Origin of the sequence: Streptomyces sp. NPDC047042 (genome assembly GCF_040644035.1) — a bacterium.
Lineage (GTDB): Bacteria > Actinomycetota > Actinomycetes > Streptomycetales > Streptomycetaceae > Streptomyces.
In genome coordinates this window covers 23236-45877 of record NZ_JBEYVP010000040.1, presented here as the reverse complement: position 1 = coordinate 45877, position 22642 = coordinate 23236, and the positions used below count along the sequence as shown (strand labels likewise).

At 69.9% G+C, this 22642-nt stretch carries 18 protein-coding genes; 9 read left to right on the top strand and 9 right to left on the bottom strand.

Annotation, left to right across the window (positions count from 1 at the left end; translation table 11 throughout):
* Window positions 1-4 precede the first annotated feature (4 nt).
* Window positions 5-700 (bottom strand): 2-phosphosulfolactate phosphatase, encoded by a 696-nt coding sequence (locus tag ABZ855_RS37180; protein WP_360814649.1) that lies wholly within the window; start codon window positions 698-700, stop codon window positions 5-7.
* A gap of 76 nt (window positions 701-776) precedes the next feature.
* Between ABZ855_RS37180 and ABZ855_RS37175 the strand changes: the two genes are divergently transcribed.
* Both ABZ855_RS37175 and ABZ855_RS37170 read left to right on the top strand, forming a co-directional pair.
* The gene (locus ABZ855_RS37175) at window positions 777-1220 is read left to right on the top strand and encodes a hypothetical protein (RefSeq protein ID WP_360814549.1); all 444 of its coding nucleotides are present in this window, start codon (window positions 777-779) and stop codon (window positions 1218-1220) included.
* Window positions 1221-1275: 55 nt separating this feature from the next.
* Window positions 1276-4560 carry a hypothetical protein gene (locus ABZ855_RS37170; RefSeq protein ID WP_360814547.1) on the top strand — a complete coding sequence of 1095 codons (3285 nt, stop codon included), beginning with the start codon at window positions 1276-1278 and terminating at the stop codon, window positions 4558-4560.
* A gap of 60 nt (window positions 4561-4620) precedes the next feature.
* Here the strand turns inward: ABZ855_RS37170 and ABZ855_RS37165 are convergent, their stop codons facing one another.
* Entirely contained in the window at window positions 4621-5259 is a 639-nt protein-coding gene (locus ABZ855_RS37165) for a hypothetical protein (RefSeq protein WP_360814545.1), read from the bottom strand.
* A 100-nt stretch (window positions 5260-5359) separates the two neighbouring features.
* Between ABZ855_RS37165 and denD the strand changes: the two genes are divergently transcribed.
* Window positions 5360-6421 carry a D-erythronate dehydrogenase gene (denD, locus tag ABZ855_RS37160; RefSeq protein ID WP_360814543.1) on the top strand — a complete coding sequence of 354 codons (1062 nt, stop codon included), beginning with the start codon at window positions 5360-5362 and terminating at the stop codon, window positions 6419-6421.
* 21 nt (window positions 6422-6442) lie between these two features.
* Here the strand turns inward: denD and ABZ855_RS37155 are convergent, their stop codons facing one another.
* From ABZ855_RS37155 to ABZ855_RS37135, 5 genes are all read right to left on the bottom strand, one after another.
* The gene (locus tag ABZ855_RS37155; RefSeq protein WP_360814541.1) at window positions 6443-8770 is read right to left on the bottom strand and encodes a glycoside hydrolase family 3 N-terminal domain-containing protein; all 2328 of its coding nucleotides are present in this window, start codon (window positions 8768-8770) and stop codon (window positions 6443-6445) included.
* 225 nt (window positions 8771-8995) lie between these two features.
* Window positions 8996-9814 carry a carbohydrate ABC transporter permease gene (locus ABZ855_RS37150; RefSeq protein ID WP_360814539.1) on the bottom strand — a complete coding sequence of 273 codons (819 nt, stop codon included), beginning with the start codon at window positions 9812-9814 and terminating at the stop codon, window positions 8996-8998.
* A complete protein-coding gene (locus tag ABZ855_RS37145; protein WP_360814537.1) occupies window positions 9811-10713 on the bottom strand; it encodes a sugar ABC transporter permease in 903 nt (300 codons plus the stop codon). Before ABZ855_RS37145 ends, ABZ855_RS37150 begins: the two co-directional genes overlap by 4 nt.
* A 13-nt stretch (window positions 10714-10726) precedes the next feature.
* The gene (locus tag ABZ855_RS37140; protein ID WP_360814535.1) at window positions 10727-12013 is read right to left on the bottom strand and encodes an extracellular solute-binding protein; all 1287 of its coding nucleotides are present in this window, start codon (window positions 12011-12013) and stop codon (window positions 10727-10729) included.
* A 256-nt stretch (window positions 12014-12269) separates the two neighbouring features.
* Window positions 12270-13325, bottom strand: coding sequence for a substrate-binding domain-containing protein (locus tag ABZ855_RS37135; RefSeq protein ID WP_360814533.1), 1056 nt, complete (start codon window positions 13323-13325; stop codon window positions 12270-12272).
* A 226-nt stretch (window positions 13326-13551) separates the two neighbouring features.
* Between ABZ855_RS37135 and ABZ855_RS37130 the strand changes: the two genes are divergently transcribed.
* On the top strand, window positions 13552-15834 hold the full coding sequence (locus tag ABZ855_RS37130; RefSeq protein WP_360814531.1) for a glycoside hydrolase N-terminal domain-containing protein: 2283 nt from the start codon (window positions 13552-13554) through the stop codon (window positions 15832-15834).
* A 15-nt stretch (window positions 15835-15849) separates the two neighbouring features.
* Here the strand turns inward: ABZ855_RS37130 and ABZ855_RS37125 are convergent, their stop codons facing one another.
* Together ABZ855_RS37125 and ABZ855_RS37120 are read right to left on the bottom strand one after the other, a co-directional pair.
* Window positions 15850-16893: a LacI family DNA-binding transcriptional regulator gene (locus tag ABZ855_RS37125; RefSeq protein ID WP_360814529.1), complete on the bottom strand. Its 1044-nt coding sequence runs from the start codon at window positions 16891-16893 to the stop codon at window positions 15850-15852.
* 137 nt (window positions 16894-17030) lie between these two features.
* Window positions 17031-19196 (bottom strand): RICIN domain-containing protein, encoded by a 2166-nt coding sequence (locus tag ABZ855_RS37120; RefSeq protein WP_360814647.1) that lies wholly within the window; start codon window positions 19194-19196, stop codon window positions 17031-17033.
* Between the two features lie 350 nt (window positions 19197-19546).
* Here ABZ855_RS37120 and ABZ855_RS37115 point away from each other — a divergent pair, with 350 nt between their 5' ends.
* The 5 genes from ABZ855_RS37115 (at window position 19547) to ABZ855_RS37095 (ending at window position 22608) form a co-directional block, all read left to right on the top strand.
* The gene (locus tag ABZ855_RS37115) at window positions 19547-20302 is read left to right on the top strand and encodes an AzlC family ABC transporter permease (RefSeq protein ID WP_360814527.1); all 756 of its coding nucleotides are present in this window, start codon (window positions 19547-19549) and stop codon (window positions 20300-20302) included.
* 10 nt (window positions 20303-20312) lie between these two features.
* Window positions 20313-20621: an AzlD domain-containing protein gene (locus tag ABZ855_RS37110; protein ID WP_360814645.1), complete on the top strand. Its 309-nt coding sequence runs from the start codon at window positions 20313-20315 to the stop codon at window positions 20619-20621.
* A gap of 199 nt (window positions 20622-20820) precedes the next feature.
* Window positions 20821-21195, top strand: coding sequence for a hypothetical protein (locus ABZ855_RS37105; protein WP_319213150.1), 375 nt, complete (start codon window positions 20821-20823; stop codon window positions 21193-21195).
* A 199-nt stretch (window positions 21196-21394) separates the two neighbouring features.
* The gene (locus tag ABZ855_RS37100; protein ID WP_360814525.1) at window positions 21395-21760 is read left to right on the top strand and encodes a metalloregulator ArsR/SmtB family transcription factor; all 366 of its coding nucleotides are present in this window, start codon (window positions 21395-21397) and stop codon (window positions 21758-21760) included.
* Between the two features lie 164 nt (window positions 21761-21924).
* The gene (locus ABZ855_RS37095) at window positions 21925-22608 is read left to right on the top strand and encodes a hypothetical protein (RefSeq protein ID WP_360814523.1); all 684 of its coding nucleotides are present in this window, start codon (window positions 21925-21927) and stop codon (window positions 22606-22608) included.
* Window positions 22609-22642: the final 34 nt, after the last annotated feature.

Here is a 22642-nt window from a genome sequence, read left to right as displayed (position 1 = left end):
GCGCTCAGCGATCAGTCGGCGAAGGCGTCGCGAGTGGGCGCAGGACCATCAGTGAACCTTCCAGTGTCGCCACCATGGCGAAGGGGAAGCGGTCGAGTTCGAGGCAGAGCGCGACATCGTCCGGGTGCACTCCTTGTCGTATCCCTTCGGCCAGTTCGGTTGCGGCGCGCGAATCGGCGGCGCGGCGGAGGAATTCCGCAGCGTCGGTCCCCTCTTCCCCCGTCCACCTCCGGGCGATGTACTGGGCACACGCCAGGTCTTCGTCGGCCCGGCCGTCCTCGCCGGTGACGACGAAGGTGACACTGTCCCTCGCGCGCGTCCGCAGCACCTCTGCCGTCGCCTCCGCGACCACGAAGCCGGCGCACAGCACCAGCGAGGCGTGTTTCACCGCGAGGGCGCCGACCGTCCCCGCCGTGGTCTTCTGTATGACGGTTCGTCCGGCAAGGTCCACGGACCGCAGCATGCCTGGCGAGTTGACCATGTCGAAGCCCGGCGCGGGCGGACCGTCCTTGAGCGCCGCCCAGTCCGGATGGCGGGACTTGAGGGCCAGGGCTTCGTCCAGCGACTCGGCGAGAACGATTTTCTCCGCGCCCTGGGCGAAGGCCCACGCGGCGACGGTGTAGGCGCGCATGACGTCGATCACGACCGCGACGGACGGGACTTCGGCCAGATCGGGGATACCGAGGAAACGGGAGTTCATTCCGCTCATGATCGCTCATCGTCGCGCATGCTCGAGGTGAAGACCCGATGGAGTCGCGAACGGTAGTGTTCGCGCCATGATCACGACATTGATCGGTGTCTGTGGCGCGCTCGCCGGCGGGATCGTCGGCTCGCTGATCACTCAGTTGCTGCAACGACGCAACGCGGCCCTGGACCGGTTGCACGAGGTGCGCATCGACGCATACCGGAACTACGCCATCGCGATCATGGAGTTCCGCAAGGCCCTGATGGACCGGTGGTTCATCGAGAACGAGGGGCGTCCCCACCGCACGGGCCACGCCGTGTACGAGACGCGCAACGCCGCCTGGTCGGCGTACTTCCAGGTGGCACTGGTCGCCGGGGACCGTGCCATAGTGGCGCGCGCCGAGGAGGCGCGGGATCTGGCCTCCGCGCTGAAGAACGCCGCCGACCGGGCGGAGCTCAACTCACAGGCCGAGGCGTGCCGTTCGGCGGTGGGGCGCTTCGCCGAGCTGGCCCGGCACGAGGTGGCACCGCACTGAACGCATACTCGGAGGAAGCCCGGCATGGCCGCACGTGTCGTGCCATCGTAGGCAAGTGACACAGCACTCACAGAGGCCGCACGGCGCGACGCCGGCGACCGTCATCCAGAACCTGACGGACCACGGCGTGCCTCTGCCCATTGACCTTCCGTCCCGTCTCGACCGTCTGATCGCTCCCTCGAAGGTGACCGACCTCGAAGGGCGCCCGTCCGCGGGCCGGTTGGTGGCCGCCTACTGCGCCATCAAGCAGAACCAGAACAGGACCAACGAGCCGGACGCGGTCTGGATCGTCCTGTACTCGCTCTTCAGTGAGCTGTTCGCCCGTCATACGCCCGGCCTGCCGGAGGCGTTGAAGGCCGAGAGGCTGGGACTGCTGCGGACCAGGATCGAGATCGGTCTGCGGATCGGCGGACGCTGCTTTCATCTGGGCCGTGAACTCCTGCGCGTGGACGGCGAGTCGGAGCCGGGCCAGTTTCTGCTCAGCGAGTCGGTACGGCAGCTGACCTGGGTGCGCGACACCGAGAACCGGCTCAACGACCACACCCGCCGCAAGTACTTCGGCCAGCTCTCCGCGGCCCAGGTGATCCTGTCCCGGCGCGTCACCGTCGCGGCCGACGTCGAAGGGCTTCTGCGCGGCGCCGCCCGCCTCTCGCTGGAAGCCCAGGAGCTCGGCGACACCACCGAGGAGCACTACGCCTACCAGGCCGAGATCGGACTGCGCCTGTACGACGTCACCAGGGACGTCGCCCACCTGGAACAGGCGCGCGCCTCCGCCACCACCCCTGCGGAGACCGACAGGACGAAGAGACTGCGCGCCGCTGCCGCCGACGCGCTGGCCCACCACGGGTACTTCCTGGTCAGGGCGGGCGAACTCACCGCCGGTCTGGTCCTGTTGCGGCAGGCCGAGGACGAGTACACCGCCGCCCTGGACCTGGTCGAACCCGCCGGCACCCAGGACGGCTACCTGGCGGCGAAACGCGCCCAACTGCGGTACCACCGCTACCGGGTCGACGTGGACCGCAACGGCCGACGTACGACCGAACTGCTCGACCTGGCTCTGGACGACTGGCTGCGCCCCGACGCCGAAGCCCACTCCACGGCGAACACCATCATCCACGCGCTCCTCGACAGAGCCCGTGTCCGGGCCCGGCGAAACGACCGCGACGGCGCCGCCGCCGACCACGCCCGGGCGCGCGCCCTGCTCGAGTCCGGGGCCCCTTCCATGGTCGAGACGAAACTGCGCGTCACGGAACTCGAGCAGGCGGTGGACGCGGCGCTGAAGGCGGACGATCTGCCGCGTCTGGCCGCCCTGGTCGCCGACATCGCCGACACGCCCGTCGACGCGCCCATCCCCGCAGCCGCCCTCGTCCAGGCCACCAAGGTCCTCGCAGGGCACATGACCGAGGGCGACGAGCGCGGCGACGAGTGGCACGCCCTGCTGTCCCAGGCCCTGGACCGGCTCGAAATCGATCTGGAGCACCCCACCCACACGCCCGCGTCCCGGCACAGGACCGCCGGGCACGCCGCCCTCATGGCCTGGTTCCTGGCCCGCCGCGCCGGGACCACGGAAGAACTCGCCCGTACCATCCAGCTCTACCGGCTGAGCTTCGACGCCGTGGACACCACTCCGAGTGTCGACGCCCAGGCCAACGCGGGTGCGTGCGCACTCAAGTTGGCCAAGAAGCTCCTGGCGGGCGACGCGGCTGACGCCGAGGAAGCCCTGGGACTGCTCACCGACGGGATGGCCTGGCTGGGCTCGGCCCTGCGACGGGCACAGGAGAACCCCACCCTGGCCAGGGGCGACTTCGACACGACGATCGCGCACAGCAAACTCGGCGAGAGCGCGCTGCGCGCGTACCCGCTCACCTCGGACCCGTCCCTGCTCGAGCTGGCGCTCGTCCATCTCCAGACCGCACGTGACCACGGGCAGGACGCGGTCGAACTCACCGGTCTGCTGGGCGACGCCTACTACCGGCGCGGGACGCGCAACCGCGACGTCGACGACCTCGAACAGGTCCTCGCGTTCAAGGACGAGGCGTTCTCCGGCGCCCCCGAACACGCGCAGCGGGAGAACCGCAGCGTCACCGCGGCCACCGTCATGCGCCTCGCCGCGCTCACCGACGAGCCCGGGCTGCTCACCGACGCGGCGCTGCGGGCCCTCCAGGCCACGGAGTGCGACCCCAACTGGCCCTGGGCGGTAATGCAGCTGGCCGCTCTCGCGACGTCCCACCAGCACCTGGCCACGGCCACCCTGCTGGCCTCCCGGCCCGAGGACCTGGCTGCCGCGGTGGCCACCGGACAACGCGCCAAGCTGCTGCGGCGCGCGGCACAACTGGCCGTCGACAACAAGGAGTTCGGCGACTCCGTCCTCGGCGGGCAGGCGCGTTCCGGCCTTCGGGGTGTGCGGGTCATCAACGACCCGCACCGGCTGATCGAACAGTCGATCGTCCTCAAACGGCTGGGCGGCGAGGAGGCCCGCGAGGAACGCGACGCCACCGTCCGGTTCGGCGAGTGGCTGCGGCAGAGCTCCGCCCCGGACAACTGGACCCTGCCCGAACCCATGGCCGTCATCGATGTCGAGGACGGCGACGCGGTCTACGTCATGCGGCGCTCCCAGGGCCGGGTCCTCGGCGCTTCCGCGCTCGACCGGCTCCGCGCACGCGACGCCGGCGATCCCGTCCCCCGGTTCCGCGAGGCCCTGCGCTACCTCGCCGCCTTCCAGGCCTGGCGGGCCTCCCCCGGCGCGGGCGGCCAAGCCCTCTCCGTCACATGCGGCGAACCCGAGCGGACGGCGTTCGCGGCTCAACTGACCAAGGCAGGCCGCAAGTTCACACTCGACGAGCGTCAGCGGGAGCTGCTCCACACCGTGTGCGCGCTTTTCGTGGCCGACGGTTCTCCCGCAGTGGCCAAGAAGGACCCGCATCCCGGCAACTGGCTGTGGACCCCTCGCGGTGACCTGGTGATGATCGACATCGAGGCCACGGTCGCGCTGCCGCTGCTCCAGGAGGCGGTCACCGTCATCGACGACCTTCCGCTGCTCGAAATGACGCCCGAGGGCTGGGAGCGCCGTCATGCCCTCGCGGCCGAATACGTCGAAGCACTCCGCGACTTCGGCTTCCCCGTCGACGCCGGTCCCTCGCTCGTCGAGCGGTACGAGGCCATGGCGGCGCTGCATGCCGTCAAGGGTCTGGGACGGCTCAAGCACGCGGACCTCGGAGTGTCGTCCTTCGCGCTGGCGTCGCGTCGCCTCCAGGAGGCGCACTACCGTGCCCTTCTCCGCCATCTCAGCGAGTCGGCGACCACCTCGGACGTACGAGACCTTGCCGCCACCTTCGCATGACCGCGCTGAACACCGGCAAGGGGAGACCGACGCCGGCCTCGGAGCGCGCGGCCGGCGCCGCTACCTCGTCAGCCGGTCCAGCCACGGATGGCCGGGGTGCGTATGCTCCAGCCATCCGGTGAGGGTCTCCCTGCGCGTCCGGTCCAGCAGGGGCAGCACGCCGTCGAAGTCCGCCTGGTCCTTGGGCCGTGGCTCCTTCGCTTTGAACAGCAGCACCAACTCCGGTACCAGATAGGGGATCCCGTCCGCCGTCCGCTCGACGATCGCGTCGTACGGCAGCCGAAGTCCCTCGTCGCGTCGGCAGATCCAGGTGTCGCCCTCGTGCGGCTCGCGGAAGACGTCGAACAGGAACTGACCGCTTGCCGGGTCCCGTGACCAGGTCTGGTGGGTGGCCGCCAACGCCTCCGCTCCCGCCTCCGCCCAGATGCGACCCGAGCCCACCGCGTCGAACGCGCAGTCGGGGAAACGGTCCCGGATCGCCGGGAATGCCGCCGCGGGCACCGCGATCTCCACATCGCCGTGCGGTCGCGACTGCCTGCCGCGGAACAGGTCCAGCGCCCACCCGGCCGCGACGCACCAGGGGACATCGACCCCGTCCAAGCGCTCCGCCAGTTGTTCGGGCCGCCACGCGTTCGCCCACCGGGCTTCGAGTTCCTTGGCGTCGAGCGCGACGCCGCCGGGCGGCAGGGGTTCGGTCATCGGCCCAACCTACTGCGGCCGGAGGGGGCCGAAGCAGGGTCTAAGGGGGAAGGTGGGTACGAGAGGTTCGCCGGTTCGAGGTCTGTCGAGGGGAACGCGGATGAGGGTCGTCATCACCGGTGGCTTCGGCTTCCTGGGTCAGCAGGTCGCCGGGGCGCTGCTCGAGCGGCGGGTGTTGTGCGGTGCGCCCGTCGACCGGCTGGTGCTCGCCGACCGGGTCGTCCCCGCCGGGTCGCCGTTGGCGGACGACCCGCTGGTGGAGGTCGTACACGGCGATCTGAGCGAGCGCCTCGACGAGGTGTTCGCGCGGCCGGTGGATGTTCTGATCCATCTGGCCTCGGCGGTCTCGGCCGAGTGCGAGGCCGACTTCGACCTCGGAATGAGCGCCAATCTGGACACCACCCGCGCCTTGCTCGACGCCGCCCGCGCGCAGTCGGCCGGGGGCGGGCCGGCGCCCCGGACGGTGTTCTCTAGCAGCGTCGCCGTCTACGGCTTCGACTCCGCGCTGCCGCTGCCGCCCGTGGTCAGTGAGTCGACGCTGCCCATGCCCCAATCCAGTTACGGAGCGCAGAAGCGCATCTGCGAGCAGTTGGTCGCCGAGTACACCCGTCGGGGGTTCATCGACGGGCGTGTGGCGCGCCTGATGACCGTTTCGGTGCGTGCGGGCAGGCCGAACGCGGCCGCCTCGGGCTTTCTCTCCGGCATCATCCGCGAGCCGCTCGCGGGTCTCCCGGCTGTCTGCCCGGTCAGCCCCGATCTGCGGGTCGCCCTTGCCTCGCCGCGTCGCACCGTCGACGGGATCCTCCGCGTCACCGAGGCCGAGCGCGGCCCCGGGGCGCTCGAGGGCGGGCTGCCGGTCAATCTGCCCGCCCTCACGGTCACGGTCGCCGAGATGCTGGACACCCTGCGCCGGGTGGCCGGCGACGCCGTCGCCGATCTGGTCACGGTCGTGCCCGATCCGGCCGTCGAGGCGATCGTCGGCTCGTGGCCCGCCGTCTTCGACAACACGCGTGCCACGGCGCTCGGCCTCCGCCCCGACGACAGTTTCGAGACCGTCGTACGGGCCTATGCCGAAGACCACCCCGAAGCCGTCGCGGAGTCGGTCAAGGAGGGTCTCCGCAGGCGGGTCACCGGCGGTTCCCGGGACGGGCGCCATCCGTGACGGGCGCCGGTGGCCTGTGCGTCACCGGCGTACTGTCACGGCGGTGGTCATGGTCCTGGTGTGGTCGACCGTGCGCGGCTCTCCTTCCAGCCGCACCCGCGCGGAGGTTCCCGGGTCGCCCGCCGACTGGGCGACGGTCAGCGTGATGTCGCCGGGCTCGACGCGTCGCCGCAGGTCTCTTCCGGTGAAGCTGGTCATGTCCGTGTGGACCTCGAACTCCACGACGCGGCTCTCGCCGGGGGCCAGGTCGACGCGGGTGAAGCCGATCAGCTGGCGGACGGGGCGGGTCACCGAGGCCACCGGGTCGGTGAGGTAGAGCTGGGGCACCGCGGTGCCCGCTCTGTCGCCGGTGTTGGAGACCCTGGCCCGTACGGTGATCACCGCGTCGACCCCGACGGCCGCCTCCTCGACGTACGCGTCCGACGTCCCGAAGGTCGTGTACGACAGACCGTGCCCGAACGGGAAGGCGGGGGTGGGGTCGATGTTGCTCACCCCGTCGCTCTTCAGGGCGAGCGGAGGTGCCAGGTAGGTGCCCGGCTGGCCGGCCGTGTCACCCGGGATCTGGACCGGCAGACGTCCGGAGGGGTTGATCCGCCCGGAGAGGACGCCCGCGATCGCCGCCGCGCCCTCCTCCCCGGGGAAGAACGCCTGGACGGTCGCGTCAGCGGCCCCGGCGTGCCGGCCGATCGCGTACGGGCGGCCCGACACGACGACGAGGACGGTACGGTTCGCCGCGTCGAGGACGGCCTCGACGAGTTCGTCCTGCACTCCGGGGAGCGTCAGGTCGCCGACGTCGCAGCCTTCCCCGGAGGTTCCGTGGCCGAACAGGCCGGAGCGGTCGCCGACGACGAGAACCGTCAGGTCGGCCTCCGTGGCCGCGGCCACCGCCGCCGCGACGCCGCTACGGTCGTCGCCGCTGACCTGGCAGCCGCGCTCGTGCCGCACCGTGGCCCCGGGGAACTCCTCGCGGAAGGCGTCCAGCACGGTCGCTGCCTCGATACCCATGGGGAGGTCGGGGTGGCTCGGCAGGACGTGGTTGGGGAACGAGTAGCAGCCGAACAGACAGTGGGCGTCGTCGGCCGCGGGGCCGATCACGGCGACGGAGCGCACGCCGGTGAGCGGCAGCAGACCGGAGGCGTTGTCGAGCAGGACGACGGACTCCTCGGCCAGCGCGCGGGCGATGGACCGGTTGCCGGGGGCGTCGAAGTCAACGGGGGCCGTGTACCGACGGGGAGTCCAGTCCCGGTCCAGCAGGCCGAGTTCGGCCTTCTGCGTCAGGACACGCAGCACCGCGCGGTCGAGCAGACCGGCGGGCAGGCTGCCGTCCTTCAGCTGGGCCCGCAGGGCCTCTCCGTAGGCCGTGGTGTGCGGCAGCTCCACGTCGATACCGGCGCGCAGGGCTGCGCGGGCAGCTTCCGGGATGTCCGCCGCCACATGGTGCAGGGAGGCGAGGAAGGCGATCGCCCAGTAGTCGGAGACCACCGTGCCCTCGAACCCCCAGGTGTCGCGCAGGAGTTGGGTGAGCAGGACCTCGTCCGCGCCGCAGGGCACACCGTCGATGTCGTTGTAGGCGTTCATGACGGAACCGACGCGGCCCTTGACGACTGCCTTCTCGAAGGGGACGAGGACGACGTCGGCGAGTTCGCGCGGACCCAGGGCGGCCGGGGCGTGGTTGCGGGCGGCGCGGGAGGCGGAGTAGCCGGCGAAGTGCTTCAGGGTGGCGACGACACCGCCCGCCTGGAGGCCCTGGACATAGGCCAGTCCGAGCTCCGAGACGACGTACGGGTCCTCACCGAGCGTCTCCTCCACTCTGCCCCAGCGGTAGTCGCGTACGACGTCCACCACGGGTGACAGGCCCTGGTGCACGCCCACGGCGGCCATGTCGGAGCCGATGGCCGCCGCCATGCGGTGCACGAGTCCGGGGTCGAAGGTGGCCGCCCAGGCGAGCGGGGTGGGGTAGACGGTGGCCTGCCAGGTGGTGAAGCCGGTCAGGCACTCCTCGTGGGCGATGGCCGGGATGCCGAAACGGTTCGCCGCGACCACCCGTTCCTGCAGGGCGGCCAGCCGCTCCCGGCCCGCTTCGGTGTCGAGTGGTGCCGTGCCGAACACCCTTGTGAGATGCCCGAGCCCGTCCAGGATGGCCTCATCGAAGCTCTCGGCGCCCTCGAAGGTGTCCTGCATGGGGGCGACGTCGCCGCCTCCCTCGTGGCCCGGCCAGGTGCTGCCGAGCTGTGCGATCTTCTCGCCCTCGGTCATGGCGTCGAGCAGGGCCCGGGCGCGGTCGGCCGCCGGCAGGGCGGGATCGTTCCAGGGCCCGGTCGTCGTCGGGCGCTCGTCGCTGATCGTCAAGGTGTGTCCGTTTCTGTGACGGGTGCCGCGAACGGCGTACTCGGAAAATGTCGGAAGTGGGGTCGGTCCGGGGCGGATTCGGGCCCGGGCAGCGCTCGCGCGGTCCTGGGGAGGCGGACGCGCGGGACAGCGACGAGCGGAGGTTCTCGTCGGCTTGCGTGGCGCGCCCGGGCCCGGTTCGAAGGGCCGTCCCGCCGTGTCAGGCCGGGCGGGACGGCGGCGCGGTCACTTGCCGCCGGCGCCCATCAGGCCCGCGACGAGGGCCCGTCGGGCGAAGAGGTAGACGACCAGGATGGGTACGGCGGACAGCAGCACCGCAGCCATCAGGGCCGGCACGTTGGCGCTGTACTCGGAGACGAAGTTGTACAGGCCCAGCGTCACCAGTTTGGTGTCCTCGGACTGGGTCATGATCAGCGGGAACAGGAAGCCGTTCCACGCCTGCAGGGCCGCGAAGACGGACGCCGTCGCGATGGCGGAGCGCGACATCGGGACGACCAGGGTCACCAGGGTCCGGGCCGGTCCGGCGCCGTCCAGGGCCATGGCCTCGTACAGCTCGTTGGAGATGTCCCGCATCCCGCCGCTGAGGACCAGCACGCTCACCGGCAGCGCGAAGGCCGCCGTCGGCAGGATGATCCCCCACAGGGTGTCGTAGAAGCCCAGGTCGTTGACGATGAGGAAGAGCGGAATGATGACCGCCTGGGAGGGAATGGCAAGTCCCAGCAGGAACAGGCGGAACACGCCCTTGGAGAGCCATCCCCGGCCCCGGACCACCGCGTAGCCGATCGGTACGGCGAGCGCGAGCACGATGGCCACGGTGGCCACCGCGACGACCATGGTGTTCCAGATGTAGTGCGGGAACCCGCTGTCCAGCACGGTGGTGAAGTTGTCCCAGGTCACCGTGGAGGGGATCGAGACGGGCCCTTTGTCGGTGTACTTCGTCTGCGGTTGCACCGCCGTGTTCACCAGCGCGTAGAGCGGGACGCCGATGATCACCAGCCAGACGAGGGCGGCGGCGCCGGCGAGGTGGTTCGGGCGCGTCCTCACAGACCCTCCATGGTGCTTGTCATCCTGTCGTACCCACTGAGCTTCGTGAGGAGGACCGAGGCCGCGGTGGCGAGCAGCAGCAGAAAGCTCGCGATGGCGCTCGCGTATCCGTAGTCGTAGGTGCGGAAGGCCGTCTGGTACATCGAGAACGGCAGGATCGAGGTGTCGGTGCCCGGGCCGCCGTTGGTCAGCAGCAGCACGATGTCGAAGGCGGTGAGACCGCCGATGACCATGAACGTGGTAGAGGTGATGACCGTGTTGCGCAGCTGCGGCAGGGTGATGTGGACGAACTGCCGTACCCGTCCCGCGCCGTCGATCGCGGCCGCCTGGTAGAGCGTGTGCGGGACGGCCCGGGCGGCGCCCTGGTAGAGCAGGCTGTGGAAGGGGACGAACTGCCAGCTGGTGACCAGGACCAGACAGGCGATCGCGCCCGACTTGGAGCCGAAGGGGTTGCTGCCGCCGAACAGCCACTCGACCTTCGACGGCAGGCCGAAGTTCGGGTCGAGCAGTTGCCGCCACATGATGGCCGTGGCCGCGGTCGACAGCAGCAGGGGCAGGAAGAAGACCGCCGACAGGACGGCGCGGTTGCGCTGGTGACCGGCCGCCCAGACGCCCAGCAGGATGCTGATCGGCGCCTGTACGGCGATGTTCCCGACCAGCAGGATGCCCGTGACGAGGGTTGACTGGCGGACCTGGCTGTCGCCGAAGAACCGCGACCAGTTGTCCAGACCCGAGAACTGCGGGCTGTTCAGTCCGTCCCAGTGGGTGAAGGAGAGGTAGAGCACTCCCGCCATCGGCACAATCGCGAAGACGAGGAAGAACAGCAGCCCGGGGACGGCCCAGGCCACGCCGGGCCGCTCCAGAGTGGGCGGAGCGGCCGAAGTCGTTGGGGAGACCACGTGGACGCCCTTCCTACTTCTTGATCGCCTGGACCGCGCCGACGAACTGCTCCGGCGAGCTCTGTCCGTTGAACAGCTTCTGGATCTCGGTCAGCAGCGGGGTGCCCAGGGTGAGGCCGAGCGCCTGGTCCCAGGACTGGGTGAAGGAGGGGGCCTTCGCCACCAGGTCGTACTGGAACTTCGCGTACGCCGGGTCGGGCGCCTTGGCGAGCAGTTGCTCGGCGTTGGTGGTGACCGGCACCTCGCCCTTCTCGATGAGCCCTTGCACATAGCTGTCGCTGTAGGTGGTCTTGAGGAACTCCGCCGCGGTGTCCGCGGGGGCCGCGGTGGTCACCGAGATGTAGTTGGTGGGGTTGCCGACGACATTCTTCGGGTCGCCCTTGCCGCCCTCGACGCTCGGGAAGGGCACGTACCCCAGGTCGTTCTTGACGAAGTCGGGGGCCTCGCCCTGCTGGACGGCGTACTCCCACGAGCCCATCAGGACCATCGCCGCCTTGCCCTTGTTGAGCAGGGTGGAGGTGCCGCCGGCGCCGTAGTTGACCGAGCCGAAGTTCTTGCCGAAGGCGCCGGCGTCCACCAGCTCCTTGATCATCTCCGCGGCCTTCAGGACGGCCGGGTCGCCCCACTGCGACCAGTCACCGTTCTGGATCTTGTCGAAGAGGACCGGACCCGCGAGGCGGTCGACGAGGTACTCGACCCACATCAGCTCCGTCCACGAGGAGCTGGCGTTGCCCGCGAGCGCGAACGGGGTGATCCCCTTGCCCTTGAAGAGCTTCACCAGATCCAGCAGTTCGGCGTAGGTGGCGGGCGGCTCGACGCCGGCATCGGCGAAGACCTTCTTGTTGAAGAAGAGGAACACGGGCTGGGTGCCTCGGCACGGGATGCCGACCAGCTTGTCGTCCACCTTGCCCGCGGCCAGCGCCGAGGGCAGGAACCGGCCCGCCAGCAGTCCGTCGAGCTCGACGAGCTTGCCCGCCTTGACGTAGTCGTCGAGGCTGCCGCCGCCCCAGTTGAAGAACAGCCCGGGCATCTTCGAGGAGCCCATCGCGGTGCGCAGCTTGTCCTTGTACCCGTCCGTGGCGATGACGGTCATGCTGACCTTGCCCTTGCCGGTGGAGTTGAAGGCGTCCACGGCGGCCTTCTGCACCGGGTTGGTCGGGTCCTGGAGCGTCCAGAAATCGGCGTTGCCGGTCGGCGAGGACGCGGCGGAGCCGCCGGACGAACCGCAGCCCGCCACGGTGACGCCCAGCGTGGTCGCCGCCGTCGCGGTGAGGAACCACCGTCGGGACACTCTGTTCATCGTTGAACACCTTTCGAGTCGGCAATTCCCTCGGTACGGGTGTGCTCACCCGGCAGGCCGTCCCGGCCTGTTCGTACGGAGGGATGTGGGTCGATGGCCATGCCCGTCAGGTGCTTTCGCGCAAGGGTTGCGTCCCGTTGCTCCTGCGGTTGAGCCGGCGTCGGTCACGCTAAGCGGCGCAATTCGCCCGCGGCAACATCGGAAGGGATTCAGTTCCGAAAGACTTTCGCGATCTGGGGGCTTGCGGAAATCGAGGTCACGCGCTTGTGTCCGGCTCGCTCCAGGGCGGCGCGGTGGACATGCGCAGGATCAATTCGGTGGCGAGTTCCCTGCGCGTGACGGCGGGCGGCCTGCCGTCGGCCAGGTGCAGCAGGACACGCGTGGCCTCCTGACCGAGTTCACGGAACGGCTGCCGTACGGCACTCAGCGGCGGTGCGGCCATGGCGGCCACCAGGGTGTCGTCGAACGACACGACCGACAGCCGGGTCGGCACGGCGATGCCGAGCTGCCGGGCGGCCTCCATGGCGCCGAGGGCCTGGACGTCACTGGCGGCGAAGAGCGCCGTCGGCCTCTGTGCCCTGTCCAGGACAGCGCGGGCCGCTCGCAGGGCCTCGCCGTGGTCGAAGTCCGTCGACCTGACGAGGGCCGGGTCGTACGGGATGCCGGCCTCCGCGAGGGCCGCCCGGTAGCCGTGCAGACGCGCGCCCCCGGCCTGCGAACTCGACCGGCCAGCCAGCATGCCGATCCGGCGGTGTCCGAGGTCGATCAGGTGCTGGACGGCGGTCGTCGCACCGTGCCAGTTCGTCACCCCGACGCTCGGGATGCCGGCGCTCGGCGCGTTCAGGGGATCGACGAGCACCACCGGCAGCCGCTGGTCCAGGATCCGGCGCTGGTCCAGGTCGGCGAGAGCCGAGATGACGAAGACGACTCCCAAGGCTCCCAGCGCGACGGACTCCTCCAGCCACGTCGAGATCGAACGCCGACCGGTCGTACCGACGGTCGTGTGAATGCCCGCCTCGGCCGCCGATTCCACGATGCCCCGGACGACTTCCAGGGTGTACGGGCCGGCCAGGTCGCGCAGGACGACCAGGATCTGCCGCGCCCGGCGCGCGTCGTCCTCCCAGGCCCGGACGAAACCGTGTTCGCGCAACAGCGCCTCGACGCGTGCCCTTGTCGCCGGGGACACGTCGCGTCTGCGATGGACGACCTTCGAGACGGTGGCCGCCGAGACGCCGGCTTCTTCCGCTATCGAGGCGAGAAGCCCGTACTGATCGCTGCGACCGTTCCGGCGCGGCCTGGCTGGACCCGTCACTTCGCCTGGGCCTCCCCGTCGGTGTCCGATGACCGTGCGCGGAGGGAAAGTACACACCCGAATCACGACCCGGCTGTGAGCGAGTCGCGGGAAAGGCCGCGAAACCCGGGGAAATACAAGGGAGTTACGGCTTACGAAAGTCTTTCGTGAAGAGGGCGGGCACCTCTTGTAGGCTCCCCGCAACCTGTTCGAGCCGCTCGGGCACATCATTTCGGGAAGGCCGGTAATGCCGGTGCACAGCATCCACGACACACAGCCCGCCGACCGCTGGGAGGACGCCTTTCTCTCCGGAAACGGTGAATACGGGATCATGGTGTCCGGCCACCCGCACCAGGAGCGGATCGTCCACAACCACCACCGCTACGTCCTGCCCAACGAATCCCTCGGGATGCGCCCGCCTGCCGTCGCGAGCCGTCTCGAGCATGTGCGCGACCTCCTCCTCGCCGGCGAACCGGAGCAAGCGCAGCGGGAGTTCTCCGACGGCAGGAAGTTGGCCTGGACGCAGTCGTTCCACCCCGGTCATGTGCTCCAGCTGGACTCCGTGGCCGGGGAGGGCCCGGTGGAGGGCTATCGGCGGGTGACCGACTTCGCCACCGGCGAGGTTCGGGTCACGTGGTTGGACGCGGAACGGGAACGGTCGCGGCGGGCCTTCGTCTCGCGCACCGACGCCGTCGCGGTCGTCGAGATCACCGGGCCACGGCTCGATCTGGCGGTACGGCTCTCCGGCGAGCTTCCCGGCCGCCCGGCCGACGTCCGCTTCACGACGTCCGCGCGCGCCGACGGCGCCGGTGAGGCGTCCCTCGCCGTGGTGGGGACGTATCCGCCCGGTCCCGGTGCGGCCGGCTTCGTCGGCGTGACCAGGGTTGTCGTCACGGGCGGTGGGATGGCGGTGGAGGGGGACACGGTCCGGGTCGTGGGGGCCACGAGGGTGACGCTGCTGACCCGTATGGACCGGGGTGCGTCCGTTCCCGACGTCGACGGACTGCGTTCGGGCCTCGCCGAGGTGCCGGCCGACTACGACGTCCTGCTGGTCCGGCACGCGGCGGTCCACGGCGAGCTGTACCGGCGCGCGACGCTCGACCTCGGTGCCCCGGAGAGCGCCCGGGGACTGCCCGTACGCGAACTGATCGCCAGGGCCGACACCGGTCAACTCGACGCCGCGCTGATCGAGGCGCTGTTCCACTGCGGCCGTTATCTGCTGCTCAGCTCCAGCGGGGTGCTGCCGCCCCGGCTGACCGGACTGTGGCTGGGGGCGTGGGGCGCGGCCTGGTCCGGCGACTACACGACCGACGCCAACATCAACCTCCAGATGGCCGGGGCGGTCCTCACCGGAATGCCCGAGCTGATCGCGCCGTACGCCGCGCTGATCGGCGGGCAGTTCGACGACTGGCGTGTCAACGCCCGCACGATCTACGGCACGCGGGGCGTGCTCGCGCCGAGCCGGACCGACGGGGAGCACGGGCTGCTGTTCCACCTCGACGACGAATGGCCCTGGACGATGTGGGTCGGGGGCGCGGACTGGCTGCTGTTCCCGCTCCTCGAGTACTGGCAGGCGACCGGCGACGACGACTTCCTCGCCCGTACGCTCGCTCCCTGGCTCGTCGAGGCGGCGGTGTTCTTCGAGGACTTCCTCACCCGCGAGGACCAGGACGGGCATGTGGTCCTGGTCCCCTCCTACTCCCCCGAGGTCGGTCCGCGCGGTGCGCGGGGCGTCGCCGGGGTGAACGCGACCATGGACCTGGCAGCGGCCCGGCACGCGCTGCTCACCGCCGCCGACGTCTGCGCGTATCTCGGTGTCGAACAGGACGCGGCCGTCCGCTGGCGGGCGCTGGCCGATCGGCTGCCCCCGTATCGCGTGGACGACCGCGGGGCGTTGGCCGAGTGGGCGTGGCCGGGTCTGGAGACCGCCGACGACCACCGGCACATCAGCCACCTCTACCCGGTGTGGCCCCTGCACGACATCACCCCGGACGACACCCCCGAACTGGCTGCCGCCGCCCGGGAGGCGCTGCTGCGCCGGGGCGACGAGAACCTGTCCGCACATGGCAGCCTGCACCGGGCGCTGGTCGCCGCGCGGCTGAAGGACGGTGACGCGGCGAAGGCGAACGTCCTGAAGATCCTGGGCCGGGACATGCTCTTCCGGTCGCTGATGACCTCGCACAATCCGGGTCGGGAGATCTACAACGCGGACGCGGCGCACTGTCTGCCCGCCGTCGTGGTGGAGCTGCTGGTGGACTCCCGGCCGGGCATCGTGGAGCTGCTTCCGGCGCTCCCCGCGGAGTGGCGCCACGGCAGCCTGCGCGGTGTCGCCACCCGCGCCGGAGTGCGCGTGGCCGAACTCACCTGGGACCTGGAAAAGGGTGTCGTCAGGGCGGTGTTCAGCTCCGAGCGCGAGCGTGAGGTCGACGTCGTGTGCCGACTGGGTGCGGACCGGCAGCGCACTGTGCGTGTGTCGCCGGGCGCTCCTGTCTCGGTGGCCGTCCCGCTCGCCCGGCCTCCGCGCGGGTGAGCGCCACGAGGACGCTCACGGTGTCCTGACGCCACGGGGCACGGAGGTGGACGTACGGAGTACGAGTTCCGTGGCCAGCTCGATCCGTGGGGACGCGGGCGGCCGTCCCTCGGCCATGTCCAGCAGCACCCGGGTGGCCTCGCGGCCCAGCTCCTCGAAGGGCTGGCGCACCGCGCTCAGCGGCGGGCAGGCCATGGCCGCCACGAGCGTGTCGTCGAAGGACATGACCGCCAGGTCCTCCGGAACGGCGAGCCCGAGCTGCCGGGCCGCCTCCAGGACACCGAGCGCCTGTGCGTCGCTGGCCGCGAAGACCGCGGTGGGCGGATCGTCGGCAAGCAGGATGCGCAGGCTGGCGCGCAGCCCCTCGTCGAAGTCGAAGTCCGTCGAACGCACGAGCGCCGGGTCGTACTCGATCTCCGCCTCTTCGAGTGCGGCCCGGTAGCCGTGCAGCCGGGCGGCTCCGGCCGGCGAGTGCGCACGGCCCACGACCATCCCGATCCGGGTGTGCCCGAGTCCGAGCAGATGGTGCACCGCGTCCTTGGCGCCGCTCCAGTTCGTCACCCCGATGCTCGGGATGTCCTGGCCGGGCGCGCTGAGCGGATCGATGAGGACGACGGGCAGCCGCCGCTCGACGATCCGCCGCTGGTCGTCCTCGGCCAGCATGGAAATCACGATGATCAGTCCGGCCGCGCCCAGCGCCTCGCACTCCTCCAGCCACCGGGCGATCGACCGGTGTCCGGTGGTACCCGTCACCACGTCGATGTCGAGTTCGTCGGCGGCGGCCACGATTCCCCGGACGACCTCCAGCGTGTACGGACCGGACAGGTCCCGGAACACCGCGACGATCTGGCGCGGCGCCACGGGATTCGGCTCTCCGGGCCGGACGTATCCGTGCCGCGTCAGGAGTTCCTCCACGCGGGCCCGGGTGGCAGCCCCGACGTCACGGCGCCGGTGCACCACCTTGGAGACGGTGCTCAGCGAGACACCGGCCTCACCGGCGATGCTGCTCAGCAGACCGTACTGTGCGTCCCGGTCCGTCTTCCTGCCCCGACCTGTCACTCGTGTGCCTCGCTCTGACCTGTCACCCGATGCCCGCCGGGCTCGCCGGTACGGCGTTGATCTGCGCCTATTCCCTCATAGGGGAACTCCGCCGCAAGCTAACGGGAGGCGGCGCCGGCAGGCAAGGGCGGTCCTGGCTAGTTGCGGCTCCACTTCTGCGAGGTGTTGCCGAGGGTGTTCCACAGCTGCACCTTCGAGCCGTTGGCGGTAGCCCCGCCGGTGACGTCGACGACCAGGCCGTTGGAGCGGTTGACGACGGAGCCGTCCAGGCGCAGCGACCACTTCTGGCTGGTCCTGCCGTTGCACGTCCACAGGATCAGCTTCGTGCCCGCGGTCGTGCCGTCGGCGTTCGCACCGAGGCACTTGCCGGCGATGCGGAGTTCACCGGCCGCGGTCTGTGTGACGGTCTGGTTCGCGTTCCCGGAGCAGTCCCAGATCTGCGCCTGCACGCCCGTCTGGCCGTTGGGTATGTCGAGGCAGCGGCCCGAGTTGGCGCCCTTCAGGGTGAAGGTGCCGTCCGTCGGCAGGGGGTCCTGGACGAGCTGCCAGTCCTGCGAGCCGTCATCGGTCGAGGCCGCCACGGTGACGGCGCCGCCCGCGCTCGCGCCCGTCATGAACAGGCTGGTGTTGCGCACCGAGCGGAGCTTGTAGTAGCCGTCGGTGGAGGGCACGAGGGTCCACTGCTTGTCGTTGGCGCCGTCGTCGACCCACTGGGCCAGTTTCTGGCCGGCTGTCGCGCTGCCGGTCCAGATCGCGGCGGCGCGGCCTCCGGCCTTGTTCAGCAGGGTCACGTCGCTGCCCTTGGCCGTCGTGTGCCAGCGCTGTGTGTCGTCGGCCGAGTCGCGGTTCGCGAGGACGAGGTCGGGGACGTCACCGGTGAGGTTGGCGTCCTGGGTCTTCCCGCCTGCGGGGCTGAGTGCCTGGCCGGTCGAGCGGTTGACGAGGGTGTAGTAGGCGCCCTGGGAGCGGCCCAGGTCGACCTCGGCGTAGCGCACGGGACCGATGCCCCCGCCGCCGAAGCCGGCTTGGAGGACGAGAACGCGTCCCGTGCCCTCGACGTACTGGAGGTTACGGCTGTACCCGGAGGCGATCGGTGTCTGGTACTCCTTCCAGGCGCCGGTGCTCAGGCCGGACTCGTTGACCCAGACACTCGCGCTGCCTGCGGCGTTGTAGACGATGCGGCCGTCCGGCATGGGCATCAGCACCGGGCTGCCGCCGGTCGCCGGCCCGTGCCCGCCCGTGGGTACGGGCAGTGAGGTGATGGCGCCGTCGGTCCCGGAGAAGAACTTCAGCGGGTCGTCCGCGGTGCGGTACCGGACGTTCGCTCCGCCGCCCCAGTACTCGTAGGTGAGGAGCCACTTTCCGTCGGTGGTCGGGGCGATCGTCGTCATGCCGGGGCGTCCGCCGCCGATCTCCGTCTTGCCGTTGTTGTTCACGGTCGTGCCCGGAACGTCGACGACGGGACCGCTCCAGGCGGAGGTGCTGGTGCCGTTCCAGGTCCGGTGGGCAAGGATCTGGCCGCCCGAGTCGGTCGCCGTGTCGTTGGCCGGGTCGAGGGTCGGCACCCCGGTGGCGGAGTCGTAGCCGGTGTAGTCGTTCTCGTCGGAGTAGTAGGCGACGAGCTGCCCGCCGCGCGCCTCGAGGTAGGGCTCCCAGACCGGGTCCTTCTGCGCGCTGGTGTTGGCGGTCGAGAGCACCGAGCCGGCCCATCCCCCGGCGGCGATGATGTTCTGGAAATTCCAGGTCGCCCCGTTGTCCACACTGGAATACAGGGCGATCGCCACGTCCTTGCGGTCCCCGTCACCGGTCGGTGTCCAGTTCGGGTCGGCCGCTTTCTTCTCTTCGTAGTAGTAGTCGTCCCCGGAGACGACACTCGCGAGGAGCAGAGTTCCGGCGCTCAGGCTTCCGACGTCCTGCGGGAGAACGTAGAAATACGGGTTCGTCCAGTTGCTCGTGTACTTGGCGTACTGGGAATCGCTGGACAGAAACGCGGGCGCCTGGACGTCCGACAGTTTCTGCCATGTCGTACCGTCGTCGTCACTCTTGTAGACAGGCATCTTCTGCCCCACCGGAGCGCCCTGACTGTTCTCGAAGGCGGCCACGATACGACCGCCCGGCAGTTGCGCCGACTTGGGATAGAGAACACAGGGCTTCTTGTTGCAGGTGGACGGGCTGTCCGCGACGTACAGATTCGACGAACTCGGCTGATATGCCGAAGCGCCCGCTGCGGAGGCGACGGCGAATGCGACGCCCAAACCTGTGGCTGTCGCCGCGGCGAGAGCTCTCTGTGCCAGTTTTCGCATCATTACCTTTTTTCCTCTGTGCGCCGGCCACGGGCCATTTCCCAGAATTGAGGTGCGGCTCCAGTGAGGGCTGGTCCGGCTGGAGACAGTATTGGGATGCGATACCGCTATGTCACCGGTGTGTTTCCGAAAGTGTTTCGCATGTTCGCCACCGCCAGGTATTGACGTCCCGGCGATCGGGATGAGTGCGGTCCGCCCGGGATCCCGTACGCCTGGAGTCGGCCGCCCCCACCGGCGAGTGAGAATCATTGCTGCGTCGGGCGGGTCGACGGGCAATAGATTGCGCAGGATGCCCTCCTCCACGCAATATTCGCAACCACATGTCACGGGATTCACGCGACCATGGGCGCATGCGACAAGACGTGTCCCCCCGGACAACCGCCGCCCCGGCCCGGCCCTCGGCTCCGGAGCCCCGAGAGCAGATAGCCGCCGGGATCCGCGACTCCTTCTCGGCCGGCCTCGGGATCTTTCCCCTCGGCATCGCGCTCGGACTGCTCGTCCTTCAGGCCGGACTGCCCTGGTGGCTGACACCGGCCCTGTCCCTGGCCGCATTCGCCGGTTCCCTGGAGCTGCTGCTGGTCGGCATGACGGCCGCCGTCACCCCGCTCGCCGCGGTGGCCTTGACCGTGTTCGTGGTCAACTTCCGGCACATCTTCTACGCGTTCTCCTTTCCGCTGCACCTGGTCAAGCATCCGGTCGCGAAGGCGTACGCGGTCTACGCGATGATCGACGAGGCGTACGCCGTCAACGCCTCGCTGCCGGAGTCGGAGCGCTCCGCACCTCGCCTGCTGGCCATGCAGCTCGCCTGCGAGAGCTACTGGGTCGGCGGCGGACTGGCCGGGGTCGCCCTCGGCGCCGCCCTGCCCGCGCCCATCAAGGGCCTGGAGTTCGCGCTGTGCTCCCTGTTCACCGTGCTCACGCTGGACGCCTTCCGCTCCCGCCAGGAGATCCCTTCCGTGCTGCTGGCGGGAGCCAGTGCGGCCGTGGCCCTCGTCGTGACCCCGGGTCTGGCGATGTTCACGGCGCTGCTGCTGTTCGTCGGCCTGCTCCTGGTCCGGCACGCCCTGACCGCCCGTCGTTCCACAGGAGAGACCGCCGATGCCTAGCACCTCGTAACTGATCGCCGTACTGGCGATCGTCTTCACCATCACCCTCGCCCTGCGCGCCGTGCCGTTCGCGGTGCTGGGCGGGCTGCGCGGTTCGGCCGTCGTACGGCAGTTGTCGGTGTGGATGCCGGTGGGCATCCTCGCCATCCTGGCCATCACCGCGCTGCACGGCACCCTCACCAAGGACGCGCACGGCGCCCGGTACGCCCTGCTCGCCACCGCGGTCACCATCGGCGTCCACCTGTCCCTCGGGCGGCGCACCATCCTCAGCGTCGGCATCGGCACCGGTGTCTACGTCCTGCTGCTCAACACCCTGTGAACCGCGGCGAGTCATCCATCAGCAGCGCCATTTGCGGAGCCCGAGCGGTCATGGATATCGCATCATCTGACTTTTCAGGGCTTCCTCGGTCACTACAGAAACAACCCGACTTGTCGGCACCCGGCACTCCGTAAGGTCCGGGGCATCCGCGGGGAGGGCCAAGCCCGAGCCTCGCAGCGACATGGAGGAGATGCCCGGTATGAGCAATGTGGAGATCTGCCTGAAGGAGATCATGACGTCAGTGGAGGGCTCATTGGGTACCGCCCTGGTCGACTACACCAGCGGAATGGCGCTGGGAACTCTGGGCGGCGGCAAGGACCTCGACCTGACCGTCGCGGCGGCGGGCAACACGGACGTGATCCGAGCGAAGACACGCACCATGGAACACCTCGGGCTCAAGGGCGAGATCGAGGACGTACTGATCACACTCGGCAGCCAATACCACATCCTTCGGCCACTCAAAAGCCGTAGCGGCAACGGCCTGTTCCTCTACCTGGTTCTCGACCGGAGGAAGTCGAACCTCGCGATGGCCCGCCACCAGCTCAAGAGTATTGAGACCCAACTGGACGTGTAGAACACCGCGTGCTTCCTGGCTCCGCATGCCCACGACTTGAAGATTTCTTCAACTGGGCACATCCGGATCAGCTCAATCCCATGGGCGTGCGGGGCCGGATGCACAAGGATCGGTGGACAAGACCGCCCACGGTGGCACAGACAGGGCCACCGGGCCCGGATGCAGCCCGTCCAATGCGGCAGGGAGCGAGCGATTCACCATGCAGGTCCCCCTTTACCAGGCCAAGGCCGAGTTCTTCCGCATGCTCGGACACCCGGTACGCATCCGGGTCCTGGAACTGCTGCAGAACGGCCCTGTGCCCGTACGCGAGTTGCTCAGCGAGATCGAGATCGAGCCGTCCAACCTCTCCCAGCAACTCGCCGTACTGCGCCGCTCGGGGATCGTGGTGTCAATCCGGGAGGGCTCCACCGTCAGCTACGCCCTAGCCGGCGGCGATGTGGCCGAGCTGCTGCGGGCGGCCCGGCGCATCCTGACCGAACTGATCACCGGCCAGAGCGAGTTGCTCGCCGAACTGAAGCAGGCGGATCCCCAGCCCGCCCTGCACTCGGGGCCCGGCATGACATAGGGCATGGCTGTGCGCACCCGTACTATCTCTACGCGGGGAACAGCCTGCGACAGTTGTGACTCGCCCATGACTCCATCACGGTCGGGCAGTTCACTGCCCAGCCCCGACGCCCGTACCGCGTCACGTCATGGTCCGTGGCCCCGCCCCGAAGAAAGGCCGGCATCATGTCCGACGCCCAGAGCCCCGCCACCGAACTGGCCTCGCACTACGCGGCCCAGGTGGCAGGCGACCTCGAGCGCAACGCCAAGGAACAGGACCGCGTCACCGCGGAGATCGACGCACTGCACGAACAACTGCGCGCCCTGCGGCACGACCACACCGTGCTGACCAGCATGCAGAAGGCGCTCGGCGCCACGGGCACCACCCCCGAGCCCGCCCCCGTGCCGACCCCCGACGCGACCGCGTCGCCCTCGGTGCCGCAGCAGAAGACCGCCCCGGAGTCCCGTGCCGCCAAGCCGGTGCGCACCGCGAAGAAGGCCGCCGCCGCACAGGGTGGTGACGCGGTCGAGAAGCCCGCTGCCAATAACCCCGGGGCCACGACCAAGGCGAAGGCGGCGAAGACAAAGGCGAAGGCGAACCAGCCCACCCTCGTCGAGTTGATCCGCCGCCATCTCGTCGAGCAGAAGGAACCCCGCTCCGCGGCCGAGATCGCCGCCGCGCTCGGCCAGGCGCACCCGGAACGCGGCATCAAGGCCACCGTCGTACGCACCACGGTCGAAGGGCTCGTCGCCAAGAGCCATGCCCAGCGCACCAAGCAGGGCAGCTCCGTCTACTACACCACCACCGACACCCCGGCGCCGACCGCACCCGCGGCACCCCCGGCCGACGACGTGCCCGCCACGAACTGAGCACCGGGGAAGGGCTGTTGCGGACCGCGACCGC